Here is a 17,882-nt window from a genome sequence, read left to right as displayed (position 1 = left end):
CCAAGCTTCGGGAACAGGTCACGCACTAATTGCTGGTAACATAAACGTCCGATCGTAAAACATTAGAGTTCATGATGAGCCAACCCTGGAGTCCTGACAGCTGGCGCGCCCTGCCGATCCAGCAACAACCCCACTACCCTGACGCTGCGCATTTGCAACAGGTCGAGCAAAGCCTGGCCAGTTATCCGCCATTGGTGTTTGCCGGTGAGGCCCGGGAGTTGCGCCGTCAGTTTGCCGAGGTGACCCAGGGCCGGGCGTTTCTGCTGCAAGGCGGCGATTGCGCGGAAAGCTTCGCCGAATTCTCGGCGGCAAAAATCCGTGACACCTTCAAAGTCCTGCTGCAAATGGCGATCGTCATGACCTTCGCCGCCGGTTGTCCGGTGGTAAAAGTCGGACGTATGGCCGGGCAGTTCGCCAAACCGCGCTCGTCCAATGACGAAACCATCAACGGCGTGACCCTGCCGGCCTACCGCGGCGACATCGTCAACGGTATCGGTTTCGATGAAAAAAGCCGCGTCCCCGACCCGGATCGCCTGTTGCAGTCCTATCACCAGTCCACCGCGACCCTGAACCTGCTGCGGGCCTTTGCCCAGGGCGGTTTTGCCGACTTGCATCAAGTGCATAAATGGAACCTGGACTTCATCGCCAACTCGGCGCTGGCCGAAAAGTACAGCCACCTGGCCGACCGTATCGATGAAACCCTGGCGTTCATGCGCGCCTGCGGCATGGACAGCTCGCCGCAATTGCGCGAAACCAGTTTCTTCACCGCCCACGAAGCGCTGCTGTTGAACTACGAAGAAGCCTTCGTACGTCGCGACAGCCTGACCAACGATTACTACGATTGCTCGGCGCACATGCTGTGGATCGGCGATCGCACGCGTCAGCTCGATGGCGCTCATGTCGAGTTCCTGCGCGGGGTGAACAACCCGATCGGGGTCAAGGTCGGCCCGTCCATGAACACCGAAGAACTGATTCGCCTGATCGATGTGCTCAACCCCGACAACGATCCAGGCCGCCTGAACCTGATCGCGCGGATGGGCGCAAACAAGGTCGGCGACCATCTGCCACAGCTGATTCGTGCGGTCGAACGCGAAGGCAAGAAAGTGCTCTGGAGCAGCGACCCGATGCACGGCAACACCATCAAGGCCAGCAGCGGCTACAAGACCCGGGATTTCGCGCAGATCCTCGGCGAGGTGAAGCAGTTCTTCCAGGTTCACGAAGCGGAAGGCACCTATGCCGGCGGCATTCATATCGAGATGACCGGGCAGAATGTCACCGAATGCATCGGCGGTGCACGGCCGATCACCGAAGATGGTTTGTCGGACCGTTACCACACCCATTGCGACCCGCGGATGAATGCCGATCAGTCGCTGGAGCTGGCGTTCTTGATTGCCGAGACCCTGAAGCAGGTTCGGCGCTGAATCTGTAAGCCTTGTGTTGCCTGACACACCGCCATCGCGAGCAAGCTTGGCTCCTACAGAGAATGAGGTTGGCCGTAACAACCCTAACCCGTAGGAGCCAGGCTTGCTCGCGAAGGCGTCAGCTCAGGCACCGCCAATCTGCGTCAACGCCACCCGCAACCGCGCCGCACTGGCCCGCGGGCAATTGAGCTGAATCTGCTCCAACCCCAACCAATCGGCCATCTGCCGAAGATTCGCCGCCAACGCCTGCATCCCCTGCTCATCCAGGCCTTGCTCTTCTTCGTGCACCGCATGCACTGCCAATCGACCCAACGCCCGTTCCGCTCGAAGATCGACCCGCGCGGCAATCCGCTCGTTGTGCAAAAACGGCAGCACGTAATAGCCGTAAACCCGCTTGTCTGGTGGCGTGTAGATTTCCAGTCGATAACGAAAATCGAACAACCGCTCGGTTCGACTGCGTTCCCAGATCAACGAATCAAACGGTGAAAGCAACGCACTGGCTTCAACCTTACGCGGCACTTTTGGCTCCGGCAGGCAGTATGCCGGTTGCTTCCAGCCCTGCACCCCGCACACCAGCAACTGACCATTTTCAACCAGCTCGGCCAGGCCGTTGCGGCACTCGGTCAGACCCAAACGAAAATAGTCGCGCAGATCCTTTTCCGTGCCGACACCCAACGCATTGGCTGCATGCAACAGCAATCCGCGTTGCGCCTCGGTTTCGCCGAGCAGCGGTTGCTTGAGTATCGATTCGGGAATCACCCGTTCCGGCAAGTCGTAAAGACGCTCAAAGCCGCGACGCCCAGCCACCGTCACTTCGCCGGCAGCGAACAACCATTCCAGTGCATGCTTTTCAGCGCTCCAATCCCACCACGGACCGGCCCGCTCCTGGCGCGTCGACAAACTGCCAGCGCCGAGTGCACCCAGCTCCTGGACTGAAGCCAGGACGCGGCGAATGGTCTCTTGCTGGTCGCGACCGAATCGCGCCAGTTGCTGATAGATCCCCTCGCCTTGCGCCGCGCGCTGCATGCGCCAACGCATCAAGGGATACATCGACAGCGGCAACAACGACGCTTCATGCCCCCAATACTCGAACAACGTACGCCGTCGGCCCTGGCTCCAGGCGGCCTGGTCGAGCAAGTCGGCGGAGTAGTTGCCAAGACGCGAGAACAGCGGAAGATAGTGCGAGCGCACCAGTGCGTTGACCGAATCGATTTGCAGAATACCCAAGCGTTCGATCAGGCGATTGAGCTGAGCGGGCTTGACCGCCGCTGGCGGCTGGCGCCCGGTGAAACCTTGGGCGGCCAGTGCCAGACGCCGAGCCTGTTTGAGGGATAAGGACAGTTCTGCGGGCATGTGCATCTCCTTGTCTGCTCGCAAACTACCTCAGTGTGAAGCTGCTTGTGTAGCGGTTCGGTACTCATTTGTGCATCGGGTCATCCCAGAATGGCCGGACGACTTCATGCTCGACATCGGCGCGGCTGATACCGATATCCTTGAGCGCCTCATCACTCATGCTCGCCAGCAAAGCGCGCTCACGATGAAGTTCATGCCAGCGGACGATTTTTTCCAGCCAATGGCCCAGGGAAAACCCGTGAAACTTTCCAACCAGCACATAACCTTTTTGACCTTTCATCATCTTGCCCTCCGTTGTAGATGACTGAAGTCTCGCGCCGGAGCTAAGATCAATCCAACGAATGTTTCTTATGCAATACATCTCGGAGATTGATGAATTGAGCCACTACCCGAGTATCGATACGGAAGTCCTGCGCACCTTCGTTGCCATTGCCGACCAGGGTGGTTTCACCCGCGCTGGCGAGCTGGTCAATCGCACGCAATCGGCGGTGAGCATGCAGATGAAACGGCTGGAAGAGGATGTGCTGCAACGCCAGTTGTTTCAGCGCGACGGCCGTCAGGTGAAGCTGACCGCCGAGGGTCAGGTGTTGCTCGGTTATGCCCGGCGGATCCTGAAACTCCACAGCGAAGTGTTCAACACCCTGCGTGAGCCACACATGGTCGGCACGGTGCGCATCGGCACCCCGGATGACTATGTCATGCGTTTCTTGCCGGGCATCCTCTCGCGCTTTGCCCAGGCCTATCCGCTGATCCAGATCGAGGTCCATTGCGAGTCATCCAAGCAGTTACTGCTGCGTCAGGACCTGGACCTGTCGATCGTCACCCGTGAACCCGGCAGCGAGATCGGCCAACTGCTGCGCAAGGAACGATTTGTCTGGGCGCAGGCGCAGTGCTTCAGCCCCAACGAGCAGACGCCGCTGCCTCTGGCGATGTTCAACAGTGATTGTTTTTGCAGGCTTTGGGCCTGCAATGCGCTGGACGCTTCCGGGCGCGAGTACCGGATCGCCTACAACAGTTCGAGCCTGTCGGCGATCATGGCGGTGGTCAGCGCCGGGCTGGCGGTCACCGCGCAACTGGAAAGCCTGATCACCCAGGACATGCGCATCCTCGGCGAGGCTGAAGGCCTGCCCTTGTTGCCCGAAGCCAGCATCATGCTGGTGCGCAACCTGAACAACCCTTCACCCATCACCGAATGCCTGGCGGAGCACATTGTCGAAGGCTTCAAACTTTAAAGGCGAGCATCACCGCGCAGAGCACCAGAAAGGCGCAGAACAACCCGCGCAGCAAACGCTCCGGCATGGCGTGGGCGATCTTCACGCCCCAGCTGATGCTGAGCAAACCGCCGACGGCCATCGGCAGTGCGATGCTCCAGTTCACTTGATGATGGAGCGCGTAAGTCACCAGCGTGACGCCGGTGCTGGGCAACGCCAGCGCCAATGACAACCCTTGAGCCACCACTTGCGTGGTGCCGAACAGGCTGGTGAGCACCGGCGTCGCCACCACCGCGCCGCCCACGCCGAATAACCCGCCCATGGTCCCCGAAGCTGCGCCCAACACACCCAGCCAAGGCCACGAGTAACGCATCTGCGAGGCAGCCGGCGCAGTGGCCATGAACATGCGCAACAAGTTGTAGGCCGACAAGGCGATCAGGAACGCTACAAAACCGATGCGCATCAGCTGTGCATCAATGCCCACCGCCCAGATCGAGCCGATCCAGGCAAAGCAGAAGCCCATCGAAGCCAGCGGCAATGCGTGGCGCAGTTCGATGCGATTGCGCTGATGATAGCGCCACAGCGCCAGCATCACGTTAGGCACCACCATGACCAGCGCCGTGCCCTGGGCAATTTGCTGATCCAGACCGAACAACACGCCCAACGCGGGAATCGCGATCAAACCACCGCCAATCCCGAACACACCGCCGACAGTGCCCAGCGCAGCGCCGAGCACCAGATACATGACTAACTCAATCACTGACGACTCCCTCTCAAATCAGGCCTCGCATCCTAAACCAAAAATTATCTGGCGCATTAAAGACTCGACCGCTAAATTCATGACGATGAATGATCAAGGTTTAGACATGAACACCCAACGCAACACCCCGGACAACTGCGACAACCTGCTGCTGGATAACCAGCTGTGCTTTGCCCTGCACTCAACCTCACTGCTGATGACCAAGGTCTACAAACCCTTGTTGCAAGCACTGGGCCTGACCTATCCGCAATACCTGGCAATGATGGTGCTGTGGGAGCGCGACGGGCTGACCGTCGGCGAAATCAGCACGCGCCTGCTGACCGATCCCGGCTCCCTGACGCCACTGCTCAAACGCCTGGAAGCCGAAGGCCTGCTGAGCCGCACCCGCAGCCGCGAAGATGAACGCGTGGTGATTGTCGAGCTGACCGAACAAGGTCGCGCCCTGCGGGAAAAAGCCCGAGAGATTCCGCCGTGCATCCTCGGCGCCAGCGGCCAGACCCTGGAACAAATGCGCAAACTGCAGGCCGATCTGCAAAATCTGCGCAGTCATCTGCAAGAGAGCCTCTGAGCGGGCTACCTGAGCTACCGCGTCATCGTTCATCGCGGGCAAGCCCTGCTCCTACAGGTTTGTAGGAGCAGGGCTTGCCCGCGAAGACGGCTGCCTTGAGATAAAAATCTCTCTCCTCGCATATCCCCCCGCCAACACCTCTAGCTCAATACTTCCAGGCGCAGGTATCCACTTGCCAGCCGGCCCTCGACAAACATTTTTAAAAATTTATCTTGTGCGCAAAACATTCGCGAGCTACATTTATTCCGCAATTACTTAGCGCGCAAACCTTTAGCGCAAAAATCAAATTCGAACGAGGCCCACACCATGCAAACTCTCTATACCGCAGTTGCAACCGCTACCGGTGGCCGTGATGGTCGCGCCGTTTCCAGCGACAACATCCTCGACGTCAAGCTCGCCACGCCAAAAGAACTCGGCGGTGCCGGCGGTGCGGCGACCAACCCTGAGCAACTGTTCGCGGCCGGTTACTCCGCATGCTTCATTGGCGCACTGAAATTCGTCGCCAGCCAGACCAAGCGCAAAATCCCTGATGATGCCTCGATCACCGCTCACGTCGGGATTGGCCAGATTCCAGGTGGTTTCGGTCTCGACATCGACCTGCACGTCAGCCTGCCAGGCCTGGAACAGGCCGACGCGCAATCGCTGGTCGACGCCGCGCACCAGGTCTGCCCGTACTCCAACGCCACGCGCGGCAATGTAGACGTTCGCCTGCACGTCACTGTCTGAGTGTTCGCACCCAACAGACGCGCACAAAAAAGCCCGACTCGATGGTCGGGCTTTTTCTTTCCTGCAAAAAACTGCGCTTATTTAGCGCGGCCTTTGTAAGAACCGCCTTCGCGGGTATCGATCTCGATCATGTCGCCGATTTCGATGAAGTCGGCAACCGACAGTTCGGTACCGTTCTTCAGTTTGGCAGGCTTCATCACCTTGCCGGAAGTGTCGCCGCGAGCGGAACCTTCGGTGTAGTCAACCTGACGCACGATAGTGGTCGGCAGTTCTACGGAAACCAGACGCTCTTCGAAGAAGATCGCTTCGCAAACATCGGTCATGCCTTCTTCAACGAAAGGCAGAACAGCTTCGATGTCTTCAGCGTTCAGCTCGTACATGGTGTAGTCGGTGGTGTCCATGAACGTGTAGGTGTCGCCGCTGATGAACGACAGGGTCGCTTCTTTGCGGTCGAGGATTACGTCGTCCAGTTTGTCGTCAGCGCTGTAAACGATCTCGGTCTTGTAACCGGTCAGCAGGTTTTTCAGCTTGGTCTTCATGATCGCGCTGTTACGACCGGACTTGGTGAATTCAGCTTTCTGAACCAGCCAAGGGTCGTTTTCGAGACGGATCACCGTACCGGGTTTCAGTTCTTTACCAGTTTTCATTGCGAATATCCGAATTTGGATGGGATTTACAAAAATCTAGGCCGCGTATCATATCCAATTTACATAAAACTGTACCAGCGCCGTGGCAAGATCGGCCTGCAAAGCCTGATCCAGACACCATGCCTGAGCGTGCTTTTGCAGTTCTGGCCAGTGTTCCTGTGTCGCAACCCATGCCTGAGCCATTCCAGCGCCCGTGTTCCAGGCTCGCCATAATCCGACGAGCGCGGCTTTTGCCGCCGGAGAAAGGCCTGCGGTGTACAGCGTCAGAAAGGCTTCGAGTTTGTCCAGGTGGACATCTTCTTCCTGTTGATAAATATGCCACAGCATTGGCCGGGCCGCCCATTGCGCGCGGACGAACGAGTCCTCTCCACGCACCGCATTGAAATCACAACACCACAGCAGCAGGTCATATTGATCCTGTCGGACGAACGGCAACACCTGCACGGTCAACGCCCCGCGCACCTGTAATGCGCCGACACCAAGCCCTTCAACGCCCAGCCAGCGCTCGACGTCGCCCAGAATCCGACCCTCGGGCACCAGCAGATGAGTGGCATGAATGTCACTCGCCATGACGTCCAGCCAATCGGCCAATCCGGCATTCTCGTAGGCGAATAACGAAATCAGCCGCGTACCTTCGGCGCGATCGACGCCCAGCCCTTGCAGGAATTCGCGCTGAGCCTCAGTGCTGTGTTGAAACTGCTCGCGCCGCTCCAGCAACCCGCGCTCACGCAACAAGCCGCCAGTACCCGCCTTAAACCCCGGAAAGAAGAAGTACTTCTGCACCTGTTTGTACTTCACCGACGGCAAGCCATGGCAGCCGACGATCCAGTCTTCGGCACTCAAATAATCGAGGTTCATCCACAGCGGAGTCTTTTCGCGCGCCGCCATTGCCTCCATATAGGCATGCGGCAACTGGCAGGCGAATGCAGCGATCACCACATCGGCGGCCTCTGTCGGCGCCCAGTCGGCCGGCCAATGGCAGACTTCGACGCCTTGCTGCCACTGCCGGGCAGCACTGATGTCGAGTTCCGGGCACAAGCGTTCGAAGGCCCGCAGGTCATCGACCCACAGCCGTACTGCGCAGTGATGTTCGGCCACCAATTGTCGGGCCAGGCGCCAGGTCACGCCGATGTCGCCGTAGTTGTCGACGACCGTGCAGAAAATATCCCAGTCGACTTTCATTCCAGGCTCCGTGGGGCAAAGAACTTAATTGTCCGCATAAATCGTTGCGCGCAGAAGAGCCGACGCCGATTAATCTTCATGCGACAATCGCCGCAGCCCACCACCCTCGCCAGGAAGCAGCCATGCCCTACCGTCCACACGTTCGCCGCACGGTGTCCATCACACTCAGCCCATTGCAACTGATTGCCAGCATCGCCGTGGGTTTGTGGCTGGGTTTTTTGGCCATCGCGCTGACCTGCTGGCTGGCGTCGAAACTGCTGTTCAGCGAACAACTCGCCCCGCTTGCCGATGCGGCGCATCGAATAGCACAACCCAAGCCCGCGGCGGTTGAACCGGCACCCGAGAATCAGATGTTCGAGCAGTACAAGGAAAACCTGCGCAAACAGGCGCAACAGCAAACGCTCGATCAGGCACGCAGCAATACCCGTAACCTGTCCAACCCGAAATGCCAGTTCTGGATGCAGCAAGACCAAACCGCCCCCAGCGAAAAAAGCCGCGCCAACGTCCAGCAATTCTGCGATTGATCATGAACAAACACACGGTCCACCAACTGATTCTGGAAAAGCTTGCGGTCGATCTCGACATCGCCGAGCGTGCAGCGCAAACCGCATACGAAACCGCGACTCACGAAGAAAACATCGCCGAGAACAAGTACGACACCCTGGGACTGGAAGCGTCTTATCTGGCCGCTGGACAGGCCAAACGGGTGGAGGAAATCCGCCAGTCACTGGCGCTGTGCAAGAACCTGACATTGCGCGCTTATGACGACCAGCGCGGGATTGAAGTCGGTGCGCTGTTGGGCCTGGAAGACGAAAAGGGGCGCGAACAGTGGCTGTTCCTGGCGCCTGATGCAGCCGGCTTGAAGGTTGATCTGGTGGGGCAACTGATTACCGTCATCACCCCACGCTCACCGCTGGGCAAAAGTTTGCTGGGCAAGTTCGAGGGCGATGAGGTGGAGATCGTGGTGGCGGGCACTCGGCAACAGTTCGCTGTCACCGAGGTGGTCTAGTCAGTTCAATGAACCGGTAGTTCAACGCCTTCGAACAGCTCTTCCAGTTCCTGCTTGTTGTGGCACTGGATGGCTTTGGCCATGACTTCGCGAGTCAGGTGCGGGGCGAACTTCTCGATGAAGTCGCACATGAAGCCACGCAGGAACGTCCCGCGACGGAAACCGATTTTGGTCACGCTGGATTCGAACAGTTCGCTGGCGTCGAGCACCACCAGGTCGTTGTCGAGTTTGGTATCGACGGCCATTTTCGCCACGATCCCGACACCCAGACCCAAGCGAACATAAGTCTTGATCACGTCGGCGTCGGCGGCGGTGAACACCACTTTCGGGGTCAGGCCGCGATGGCTGAAGGCTTCGTCGAGTTTCGAGCGACCGGTGAAACCGAACACGTACGTCACGATCGGGTATTCAGCCAGGGCTTCGAGGGTCAGCTTCGGCAGCTTGGTCAGCGGGTGACCTTGCGGCACGACTACGCAACGGTTCCAGCGGTAGCACGGCATCATCACCAGATCGCCGAACAGCTCCAGCGCTTCGGTGGCGATGGCAAAATCCACGGTGCCGTCAGCGGCCATTTCGGCGATCTGCATCGGCGAACCCTGGTGCATGTGCAGGGCAACGTCCGGGTATTGCTTGATGAAATTGCTGATCACCGGTGGCAGTGCATAACGTGCCTGGGTGTGGGTGGTGGCAATCGACAGGGTGCCTTTCTTCTCGTTGGAGAACTCCTGAGCGATCTGCTTGATGCTTTCGACCTTGCGCAGAATTTCGCCAGCGGTGGTGATGATTCGTTCACCGGCCGGGGTGACTCGGGTCAGGTGTTTGCCGCTGCGCGCGAAAACCTCGACACCCAATTCGTCTTCCAGCAGACGGATCTGCTTGCTGATGCCCGGCTGCGAGGTGTACAGGCTTTGGGCCGTTGCGGAAACGTTGAGGTCGTGGTGCGCCACTTCCCAGATGTAGCGCAATTGTTGAAGCTTCATATGAATCCCTCAAAGCAGATAGACGCCACGGGCATCAGCGACGGTATATAACTATATTAATGGTTTGAAGAATAAATCTAGAACTTTTTCATCAAAAGGCCAGCATTCTCGCCTTAAATATCGCCGTGACGCCGACGCTGCGACAATGGCACCAGGTAAACCGGCACGTGCGACAACTGCAGCACACGCGCAGCAGTCCGTCCCAACGGTGTTTCTCCACCGGCCCCATGGCTGTGACTTCCTAGGATCAACAAATCCACCGAGAGTTTCTGTGCCTGATCAAGAATGACCTGCGACGGGTCACCCTGAAATACTCTGACCGATTGAATCAGCTCCAGGTCCTGCTGCCCCTCCCCCAACTCTTCGCGGAAGCTGTCGAATACCCGCTGCTCGATATTAGCCATCACCGTGTTCAAACCCTGGCTGTGAAATTCATTCAAGGCTTGCTCGTCGAGATAGCTCTGCAACACCGATTCGGCAAAAAGCCCCATAGGCTCAACGGCGTGCACCACATACAGATCGGCTTTGAATGTTCGTGCCAATGCCAACGCATGCTGCATCACAAAGGGTGCGTACAGGCCGAGGTCAGTGGCATACAGCATCGAATGGATCATTTGATCTCCTCGAATGCAAAGATGGCGGCGATTAATTCAGCTTAGCAGCGCCACAGCGATACGACGTTCTGCGCAAGGCATTGAACGTTGGGCTTAAATCTTCAGTTCATTACTGACACCGTGAGGGACGTGGCCGGTGGCGACCACCTCACGCGCCAACTCGCAATGACCTGCCTGGTCGTCGAAAAAAACGTCGGCGGCGAAGGCTTCAAGAAACGCCGATTTCGCCAGCCCGCCGAGAAACAGCGATTCGTCGAGTCGAATATCCCACTCGCGCAACGTACGGATTACCCGCTCGTGAGCCGGTGCCGAACGCGCGGTCACCAGTGCAGTGCGGATCGGGCAACTGTCATCAGGAAACTCGCGCTGCAACAGATTGAGCGCGGCCAGAAAACCTTTGAACGGACCTCCGCGCAACGGCTCGCGAGCGGCTTCGCGCTCGTTGGCCTGAAAGGCCTCGAGGCCACCCGACTGATAAACCCGCTCCGACTCATCGGAAAACAGCACGGCGTCGCCATCGAAGGCGATGCGCAACTCTTCGCTGGCGGCGCGGCTCGCACCACCGGACAGAATCGTCGCCGCGGCGAAGCCGGCATCGAGTGCGCTGCGCACATCATCGGCGTGGGTGGAGAGAAACAGATCGCAGCCGAAGGCCTTCAGGTACGGATATGGACTGCGCCCGCCGACAAACGCCGCGCGGGAAATCGTCAGCCCGTAATGGTGAATCGAGTTGAAGACTCGCAAACCGGTGTCTGCACTATTGCGCGACACCAGCACCACCTCGACCCGCGCCCGACCGAGGCTGGTATTGAGGTTCAACAGTTTTTGCACCAGTGGGAACGCATCACCCGGCTCGAGGATTTCGTCTTCGTGCTCGATCTGATACTGCCGATAAGCCTCGACGCCACTCGCCAGATAGAGCTTGTGGCTTTCGCTCAGATCGAACAGCGCTCGCGAAGAAATCGCCAGCACCAATTTATCGCCTATCCCTTTTGCCATGCTGCTCCCCCCAGGTGAAACGACTTAACCGTTATGCCGATCGATAAAATCCAGGGCCTGATACAAGGCCTCGATTTTCGGCAACTCGCAACCGGCGGCCTTGGCGGCTGCCAGTGGCCGCGCATAAATCGCAGCCAGTTCCAGTGGCCGTTTATGCTGGTAGTCGTGGTACATGCTCGGCCAGTAGTCGGGCATTTTTTCGGTGACCTTGAACAGGTGCTCGGCATACCCCGGCGGCATGCTGTGGCCACAGGCAAGTGCGCCCTTCACCACTTCGGCCATCAATGCCTGAATCAGTTCACGGCTGCTGTCATCAGTCATCAGCGGTGTCGTGCTCGCGCCGAGCAAGACCGATAAACCGTTGTAAGGAACATTCCAGACCAGTTTTTGCCAGCGCGCCTGCTGAAGGTTGCTCATCGCCTGCGATTCAAGACCGGCGGTACGAAACAACCCTGCCCCTTGCTCGACAATCGCCTGACGCGCCGTCTCGTCATCAAGCGCCGGTCCGCTGTGATAACCCACGTTCACCGCACCGAGTGCCTGATGTTCGATCACTCCGGGCCCCGAACGATGCACGCAGATAAAGCACAGCCCACCCAACAAGTGCAGTGAGTCGGGTAACAGATCGCGCAGGCTGTCTTCGACATCCAGGCCATTTTGCAGCAACAGGACCTTCGCCCCCGGCGCCGCGGCCTTGATGATCGCCGGTGCAAGCTCGGCGTTGCTGGTGGTTTTCGCGCCGACCAGCAACCAATCGCACAGCGGCATATCGTCGGCCGACGAATACGCCTGAACCGGATTCAAGGTCAACGCGCCATAGGGCGCGCTGTTGAGTTGCAGGCCGCGTTCGGCGACCGCTGAAAACTCGCTGCGCAACAGAAAGTGCACATCGAACCCGGCCCGCGCCAGCATCACACCGTAAAAGCCACCGATTGCTCCGGTGCCGATAATGCCGATTCTCGGCTTTTCAACTGCAGTGCCCGTCATGGCAACTCCTCTGGATTTCGACTCAGCGCCTGCCCCAGCGCAGCATTCAGTTCGGTGCGGGCCAGGCGCGACTGTAACGCCCCATAAAACTCGCCATCGCGCACGACAAACAACGCGGGCAAATGAAAGACCTGATAACGCTCCACCACACCACCGTTGTTCCCCGCGTCGATCCAGCACAGCTGATCGACTTCAAGCTCCAGTTCCGGCAACTGCTGGCGCGCCCAACGGCAACTGGAACAGCCGACGCTGGTAAAAATCACCAGCGACACACCACTCATCGCCAACAGCCGCTGGTCGGCATCGAAATCAGTCAGCTCGCATTCGACAACTATACTGGGTGAAGCACTGTCGAAAGACCGACACTTGGAGTCTGTGTTCATGGGGCGCTTTATTCCTCATCCTGACGATGTGCCTGTCGAGTTAACGTTGCGCAAGCATCAGTGTATTTCTCGGCAAGAACTGCACACTATCAGTCTCGGAGGCGTGGCTTGCAATTACCACCGCGCCTGGCGCAAAGGAACGGCACTGGAAGTGCGAATGCCGACCCTGAGCGAAAATGTCTGTTATCTGGGCTACGTGGCCTGGTGCCTGCGACGAAAGCACGGTTATCTGGTCGGCATCGCATTCATTGACGAACAGACCCTGTTTAAAGCGCGAATGGGCGAGCAGGTCTGCCAGATCGAACGTTTTTGCCGTCAGCAAAAGCCCCAGGTTGAACAGCAAGGCGTCGATGCGCTGGCCCTAAAATGGCTCGACCAGCATGCCACCGAGTACTCTCACGAGACCGTTCGACAGGCCTTTGCGCAGTAAACGCTGGATAAACCCGCGCCTGCCCATTGTCGAGCCACCGCGTAACGCGCTAAGGTTCGGCTCCCCGCTGCGCTTAAATCATGCTGTGCTCCGCCGCGCGGGGATCGCTGGCGGCCGGCACCCGTGACCTGACGAGTAACACGATGGCTGATTTACCGATCAATGACCTAAACGTCGCCTCCAACGAGACGCTGATCACTCCTGACCAGCTCAAGCGTGATATCCCCCTGAGCGATGCTGCCCTGCGCACCGTGACCAAGGGCCGCGAAGTCATTCGCAATATCCTGGATGGCACCGACCACCGCCTGTTCGTCGTCATCGGGCCTTGCTCGATCCACGACATCAAGGCTGCACACGAATATGCCGAGCGCCTCAAGGTACTCGCCGCTGAAGTGTCCGATACCCTGTATCTGGTCATGCGGGTCTATTTCGAGAAGCCTCGTACCACTGTCGGCTGGAAAGGCCTGATCAACGACCCGTACCTGGATGACTCGTTCAAGATTCAGGATGGCTTGCACATTGGTCGTCAGTTGCTGCTGGACCTGGCCGAAATGGGCCTGCCGACGGCGACCGAAGCCCTTGACCCGATCTCGCCACAGTACCTGCAGGACCTGATCAGCTGGTCGGCGATTGGCGCACGCACCACCGAATCCCAGACGCACCGTGAAATGGCTTCGGGCCTTTCCTCGGCAGTCGGCTTCAAGAACGGCACCGACGGTGGCCTGACGGTTGCCATCAACGCCCTGCAATCGGTTTCCAGCCCGCACCGCTTCCTGGGGATCAACCAGGAAGGTGGCGTGTCGATCGTCACCACCAAGGGCAATGCCTACGGTCACGTAGTACTGCGCGGCGGCAACGGCAAGCCGAACTACGATTCGGTCAGCGTCGCACTCTGCGAGCAAGCGCTGAACAAGGCGAAGATCAAGCCGAACATCATGGTCGACTGCAGCCACGCCAACTCCAACAAGGACCCGGCGCTGCAACCACTGGTGATGGAGAACGTCGCCAACCAGATCCTCGAAGGCAACCAGTCGATCATCGGCCTGATGGTCGAAAGCCATTTGAACTGGGGTTGCCAGGCGATTCCGAAAGACCTCGCCGAGTTGCAATACGGCGTGTCGATCACCGACGCCTGCATCGATTGGACAGCGACCGAAAACACCTTGCGCAGCATGCATGCCAAGCTCAAGGATGTGCTGCCGAAACGTCAGCGCACCTGACTGCATTCAGCGCACACAAAAACGCCGGGCTAAGCCCGGCGTTTTTTTATTCGGTGATCCTGCTCAGAGCTTGGCCGCATGCCGTTGGTGACGTTCCATGTAGCGCTCCACGTAGGAACACGACGGAATGACTGTGTAGCCCATTTCCTCGGCGTACTGCAGCGCCTGTTCGGTCAACGCCGCCGCAATACCGCGACCACGCAGCGCGTTGGGCACGAAAGTACGATAGATATCCAAGGTCTGTTTCCCTAGATCCATATAGGTCAGGTAGGCACGATGACCGTCCACATTGGTCTCGAACTGATGACCAGCCTGGTCATGGTGGATGGACAACGCCTCGCTCATCACTACTCCTCGCGGGTCTTGAACTGACCCCTACCTTACCGATGTTTTCCCGGCGAAGGAACCTCTACGCCACCCCGTGTCTGTTTGGACACCGAGAGGAACTGCAGCCATCTCGCGCAACCGGACACATTTCGAATAGTAGTCACCAAAGGCTGAAATGCTCAAGGCGCACTTGTCATCATGTCGATTGCGTCGGTCCAGCGCAGGGCACGTAGTGGCGGCTCGACCGAACATCTCCCCTGGTCGATAGCCTGAACATTGCCGGATGTTGAGACTTAAGACGAACCGGCCTTGTTAAAGTCACCTCTAGATGCACAAAGAGGCGTGAGCCGCTCCGCAAATTCTGAACAAAAGTGTAGACGAATCGATATAGAGCGACTTGGGCTCTAGAGCGTGAAACAGTCATATTCGTCTGTCAGCTATACAAGCAGGTCGCTCAGGGCGGGCTTCCCAGCTGACTAATTTTTATACAACACGATTAAAAGTTGCTCGAAAAAGATTCCGCGCCTACAATTTTTTTTGCTTCTTGCGCTACGTCAGTTTACTTACTACAAGTAATGGGTAGTATGTATGCCGGCTATTTCCTCACTCTGAGGAGACAGCTACTTAATAGAAAGTCCTTGAAGGGGAACACGATGAACAACGTTCTGAAATTCTCTGCTCTGGCTCTGGCCGCAGTTCTGGCTACCGGTTGCAGCAGCGTATCGAAAGAAACCGAAGCACGTCTGACTGCTACTGAAGACGCAGCAGCTCGCTCCCAGGCTCGTGCAGACGAAGCCTACCGTAAAGCTGATGAAGCTCTGGCTGCTGCTCAAAAAGCACAACAGACTGCTGACGAAGCTAACGAGCGTGCTCTGCGCATGCTGGACAAAGCTAGCCGCAAGTAATAGTCCCTCGGGACTGTTATCAAGCCGATCCATTTTTTGGGTCGGCTTTTTTATTGCCCCGATTTTGCCGAGGGCAATAAAAAACCCGCCGACGCTGTGAGGCCCCGGCGGGTCGTTTGAAGCGCTTACTGCAGATCGATCGGTACAGCCGACGCCACAGGCGCGGAGGTATTCGGTACAGCGATTTCCACCGGCATACCATCTTCAGCGGCGACCACGTCGCGCACCACATCCCAGTTCATGCGCAGGTTCTTGGCCAGGTCTTCACGCTTGAGCAAAGCGTTGATCACCGCGGTGTGCTTGTCGACCACCGACGGGTTGCCAGTGTCGTCCAGCGGCGTATGCGCCTCCAGGTAAACCTTGCCGCCACTCATGCCGAACTTGTACGGGTCGTTGAGGATCCGCACCGACGTTCCCACCGGCACCATGCCGGCCATTTCCAGCACATTGTTGTTGAACATGCGGAAGCAGCCATGGCTGGTACGCATGCCGATACCGAACTTCTTGTTCGAACCGTGAATCAGGTAGCCCGGTGTGCCCAACGTGAACTTGAACGGCCCCAGCGGGTTGTCCGGGCCGGCCGGCACGACGTTTGGCAGCGGATCGCCATCGGCGGCGTGTTCAGCCTTGATCGAGGCTGGAGGGGTCCAGGTCGGGTTCGGTGTTTTGGCAGTGATGCTGGTGTGGGCGATGGGTGAGCCCCAGCCTTCACGACCAATACCCAGCGGGAAGGTGTACACCACGTTCCGGCCTTTGGGGTAGTAGTAGAGGCGATACTCGGCCAGGTTGATCACGATGCCTTCACGCGGGCCTGGTGGCAGGATGAAGCGTGTTGGCAGTACGACTTCGGTACCAGCACCCGGCAACCACGGATCGACGCCCGGGTTGGCGGCGACCATTTCCAGGTAGCCCAGATCGTAGGTGGTGCCCAGATCGGCAAAGGTGTCTTCGTACTTGGCTTTGACCGTTTGCACCTGGCCGACGATATCTTCGCCCGGCGGCGGTAAAGGCAGCTCCAATGCTGCAACGGGACCCGCTACACACAAGGCGGCAAGAGACAAGTAGCGGGTGACGGCAGGAAAGCGCGGCAGCATCCGGAACATCCTTCGTATGATCAACAGAGGGTATGGGGGCAAGATTGTACACCGAAGCCCCCGAATTCGGGGAGCCGGGTCGATGGACTACCCTTTGAGGGCTTTACAGCTCGAAGCGCAACTCGGGCCAGATCGGCGATGTGCCGCGCTTTTGCGATTCCAGGATCGCCCGGCATAGCGAGCACAGTCGCTGGTCCTGAAACACCGTCCGATCGACGCTCGACCAGCGCGGTTGTGCCGGCAGCAAAGTGCCGCACAGGGTACGGTCGGCCGAGCCACCCAACTCCAGTTGACGCGTCACCAGATGCACCCGGACTTCCTGGCAGGCGAACAGATCCAGCTGTTCGTCAGGCTCGATCAGTTGGTAGGCAAACAGGGACCAGGCAGGACGCGGCATCGGGGGCTCCAAATCAGGGGGGCGCCACATTAGCCGAAAGACTGCCGCTAGAAAAGCGTCATAACAGCGGTTTTAGCGTAGGCCAGACATTTTCCAGCAACTTGCCCTGTGCCGCGACCGCCGGATGAATGCCATCGGCCTGCATCAGCTCGGGATTCCCGCCGATTCCCTGAAGGAAAAACGGCACCAGCGGGACTTTTTTCTCCTCGGCCAGATCGCTGTAGACCTTCGCGAACGCCTCGGTGTAGCGCACCCCATAATTGGGTGGCAATTGCATACCCAGCAGCAGCACCCTGGCACCGCTGGCCCTGGCGTTGTCGATCATCGACGCAAGATTTTGTTGCAATTGCGTTGGCAGCAATCCGCGCAGCCCGTCGTTGCCCCCCAACTCGAGAATCACCACCTCAGGCTTATGCTCCACAAGCAACGCCGGCAGGCGTGCCTGGCCGCCGGCACTGGTGTCGCCACTGATGGACGCATTGACCACCGTCTCGGTGAAACCTTCGTGCTTGAGCCGCTGCTCGAGCAACGACACCCACCCTTGCCGGGTATCCAGGCCGAAAGCTGCGCTGATACTATCGCCAACGATCAGGACTGTACCCGCCGCTGCGTTCTGGGCCATGCACATCAAGGCCAGGCCAGCACTCAAAAACCACACACGCATCGGAC

23 protein-coding genes are annotated in these 17,882 nt (G+C 58.4%); 9 read left to right on the top strand and 14 right to left on the bottom strand.

Going from position 1 to position 17,882, the window contains the following annotated elements:
- Positions 1–74 precede the first annotated feature (74 nt).
- A complete protein-coding gene (locus tag AC1RJ3_RS19985; RefSeq protein WP_103315665.1) occupies positions 75–1,421 on the top strand; it encodes a class II 3-deoxy-7-phosphoheptulonate synthase in 1,347 nt (448 codons plus the stop codon).
- A gap of 123 nt (positions 1,422–1,544) precedes the next feature.
- On the opposite strand, the gene AC1RJ3_RS19980 is transcribed toward AC1RJ3_RS19985, so the two are convergent.
- On the bottom strand, positions 1,545–2,774 hold the full coding sequence (locus tag AC1RJ3_RS19980) for a winged helix-turn-helix domain-containing protein (RefSeq protein WP_493080061.1): 1,230 nt from the start codon (positions 2,772–2,774) through the stop codon (positions 1,545–1,547).
- A gap of 64 nt (positions 2,775–2,838) precedes the next feature.
- The gene (locus AC1RJ3_RS19975; protein ID WP_054598273.1) at positions 2,839–3,054 is read right to left on the bottom strand and encodes a DUF1127 domain-containing protein; all 216 of its coding nucleotides are present in this window, start codon (positions 3,052–3,054) and stop codon (positions 2,839–2,841) included.
- Positions 3,055–3,151: 97 nt separating this feature from the next.
- Here AC1RJ3_RS19975 and AC1RJ3_RS19970 point away from each other — a divergent pair, with 97 nt between their 5' ends.
- The gene (locus AC1RJ3_RS19970) at positions 3,152–4,006 is read left to right on the top strand and encodes a LysR substrate-binding domain-containing protein (protein ID WP_216742114.1); all 855 of its coding nucleotides are present in this window, start codon (positions 3,152–3,154) and stop codon (positions 4,004–4,006) included.
- On the opposite strand, the gene AC1RJ3_RS19965 is transcribed toward AC1RJ3_RS19970, so the two are convergent.
- Positions 3,996–4,730: a sulfite exporter TauE/SafE family protein gene (locus tag AC1RJ3_RS19965; RefSeq protein ID WP_173859977.1), complete on the bottom strand. Its 735-nt coding sequence runs from the start codon at positions 4,728–4,730 to the stop codon at positions 3,996–3,998. The genes AC1RJ3_RS19970 and AC1RJ3_RS19965 overlap by 11 nt on opposite strands.
- A gap of 121 nt (positions 4,731–4,851) precedes the next feature.
- Between AC1RJ3_RS19965 and AC1RJ3_RS19960 the strand changes: the two genes are divergently transcribed.
- Both AC1RJ3_RS19960 and AC1RJ3_RS19955 read left to right on the top strand, forming a co-directional pair.
- Positions 4,852–5,313: a MarR family winged helix-turn-helix transcriptional regulator gene (locus AC1RJ3_RS19960; RefSeq protein WP_054596351.1), complete on the top strand. Its 462-nt coding sequence runs from the start codon at positions 4,852–4,854 to the stop codon at positions 5,311–5,313.
- 306 nt (positions 5,314–5,619) lie between these two features.
- A complete protein-coding gene (locus tag AC1RJ3_RS19955; protein WP_123584054.1) occupies positions 5,620–6,039 on the top strand; it encodes an organic hydroperoxide resistance protein in 420 nt (139 codons plus the stop codon).
- Between the two features lie 77 nt (positions 6,040–6,116).
- Here AC1RJ3_RS19955 and AC1RJ3_RS19950 read toward each other — a convergent pair whose 3' ends face one another.
- Positions 6,117–6,686 carry an elongation factor P gene (locus tag AC1RJ3_RS19950; RefSeq protein WP_007943632.1) on the bottom strand — a complete coding sequence of 190 codons (570 nt, stop codon included), beginning with the start codon at positions 6,684–6,686 and terminating at the stop codon, positions 6,117–6,119.
- 48 nt (positions 6,687–6,734) lie between these two features.
- On the bottom strand, positions 6,735–7,868 hold the full coding sequence (earP, locus tag AC1RJ3_RS19945) for an elongation factor P maturation arginine rhamnosyltransferase EarP (protein WP_493080058.1): 1,134 nt from the start codon (positions 7,866–7,868) through the stop codon (positions 6,735–6,737).
- A gap of 122 nt (positions 7,869–7,990) precedes the next feature.
- Between earP and AC1RJ3_RS19940 the strand changes: the two genes are divergently transcribed.
- Both AC1RJ3_RS19940 and AC1RJ3_RS19935 read left to right on the top strand, forming a co-directional pair.
- Entirely contained in the window at positions 7,991–8,392 is a 402-nt protein-coding gene (locus tag AC1RJ3_RS19940) for a hypothetical protein (RefSeq protein WP_347929361.1), read from the top strand.
- A 2-nt stretch (positions 8,393–8,394) separates the two neighbouring features.
- On the top strand, positions 8,395–8,877 hold the full coding sequence (locus tag AC1RJ3_RS19935; RefSeq protein ID WP_493080056.1) for a GreA/GreB family elongation factor: 483 nt from the start codon (positions 8,395–8,397) through the stop codon (positions 8,875–8,877).
- A 5-nt stretch (positions 8,878–8,882) separates the two neighbouring features.
- Here the strand turns inward: AC1RJ3_RS19935 and cysB are convergent, their stop codons facing one another.
- The 5 genes from cysB to AC1RJ3_RS19910 form a co-directional block, all read right to left on the bottom strand.
- Positions 8,883–9,857, bottom strand: a complete 975-nt coding sequence (cysB, locus tag AC1RJ3_RS19930) for an HTH-type transcriptional regulator CysB (RefSeq protein ID WP_007955684.1) — start codon at positions 9,855–9,857, stop codon at positions 8,883–8,885.
- Between the two features lie 113 nt (positions 9,858–9,970).
- Positions 9,971–10,471, bottom strand: coding sequence for a universal stress protein (locus AC1RJ3_RS19925; RefSeq protein WP_054596346.1), 501 nt, complete (start codon positions 10,469–10,471; stop codon positions 9,971–9,973).
- 93 nt (positions 10,472–10,564) lie between these two features.
- Entirely contained in the window at positions 10,565–11,470 is a 906-nt protein-coding gene (locus tag AC1RJ3_RS19920; protein WP_054596345.1) for a 5'-nucleotidase, read from the bottom strand.
- A gap of 24 nt (positions 11,471–11,494) precedes the next feature.
- Positions 11,495–12,457, bottom strand: a complete 963-nt coding sequence (locus AC1RJ3_RS19915; protein ID WP_493080053.1) for a putative 2-dehydropantoate 2-reductase — start codon at positions 12,455–12,457, stop codon at positions 11,495–11,497.
- Entirely contained in the window at positions 12,454–12,840 is a 387-nt protein-coding gene (locus AC1RJ3_RS19910; RefSeq protein ID WP_054596343.1) for a thioredoxin family protein, read from the bottom strand. The genes AC1RJ3_RS19915 and AC1RJ3_RS19910 overlap by 4 nt, the downstream gene beginning before the upstream one ends.
- Between AC1RJ3_RS19910 and AC1RJ3_RS19905 the strand changes: the two genes are divergently transcribed.
- Together AC1RJ3_RS19905 and AC1RJ3_RS19900 are read left to right on the top strand one after the other, a co-directional pair.
- Entirely contained in the window at positions 12,839–13,270 is a 432-nt protein-coding gene (locus tag AC1RJ3_RS19905) for a PilZ domain-containing protein (protein WP_103315653.1), read from the top strand. The two genes, AC1RJ3_RS19910 and AC1RJ3_RS19905, sit on opposite strands and share 2 nt — an antisense overlap.
- A gap of 143 nt (positions 13,271–13,413) precedes the next feature.
- On the top strand, positions 13,414–14,490 hold the full coding sequence (locus AC1RJ3_RS19900) for a 3-deoxy-7-phosphoheptulonate synthase (protein WP_054596341.1): 1,077 nt from the start codon (positions 13,414–13,416) through the stop codon (positions 14,488–14,490).
- Positions 14,491–14,553: 63 nt separating this feature from the next.
- On the opposite strand, the gene AC1RJ3_RS19895 is transcribed toward AC1RJ3_RS19900, so the two are convergent.
- Positions 14,554–14,835, bottom strand: a complete 282-nt coding sequence (locus tag AC1RJ3_RS19895; RefSeq protein ID WP_019692933.1) for a GNAT family N-acetyltransferase — start codon at positions 14,833–14,835, stop codon at positions 14,554–14,556.
- Positions 14,836–15,470: 635 nt separating this feature from the next.
- On the opposite strand from AC1RJ3_RS19895, the gene oprI reads away from it, so the two are divergent.
- Positions 15,471–15,722 carry an outer membrane lipoprotei OprI gene (oprI, locus tag AC1RJ3_RS19890; RefSeq protein ID WP_002553018.1) on the top strand — a complete coding sequence of 84 codons (252 nt, stop codon included), beginning with the start codon at positions 15,471–15,473 and terminating at the stop codon, positions 15,720–15,722.
- Positions 15,723–15,847: 125 nt separating this feature from the next.
- Here oprI and AC1RJ3_RS19885 read toward each other — a convergent pair whose 3' ends face one another.
- From AC1RJ3_RS19885 to AC1RJ3_RS19875, 3 genes are all read right to left on the bottom strand, one after another.
- Positions 15,848–16,816: a L,D-transpeptidase family protein gene (locus tag AC1RJ3_RS19885; protein WP_054596340.1), complete on the bottom strand. Its 969-nt coding sequence runs from the start codon at positions 16,814–16,816 to the stop codon at positions 15,848–15,850.
- Positions 16,817–16,919: 103 nt separating this feature from the next.
- A complete protein-coding gene (locus AC1RJ3_RS19880) occupies positions 16,920–17,213 on the bottom strand; it encodes a hypothetical protein (protein ID WP_019692935.1) in 294 nt (97 codons plus the stop codon).
- Between the two features lie 58 nt (positions 17,214–17,271).
- Entirely contained in the window at positions 17,272–17,877 is a 606-nt protein-coding gene (locus AC1RJ3_RS19875) for an arylesterase (protein ID WP_054596339.1), read from the bottom strand.
- Between the last annotated feature and the right edge of the window lie 5 nt (positions 17,878–17,882).

Source organism: Pseudomonas sp. GW822-FHT04C11 (genome assembly GCF_058800905.1).
Note: the sequence above shows the minus strand (reverse complement) of the source record. Positions and strands in the feature narration are given on the sequence as shown.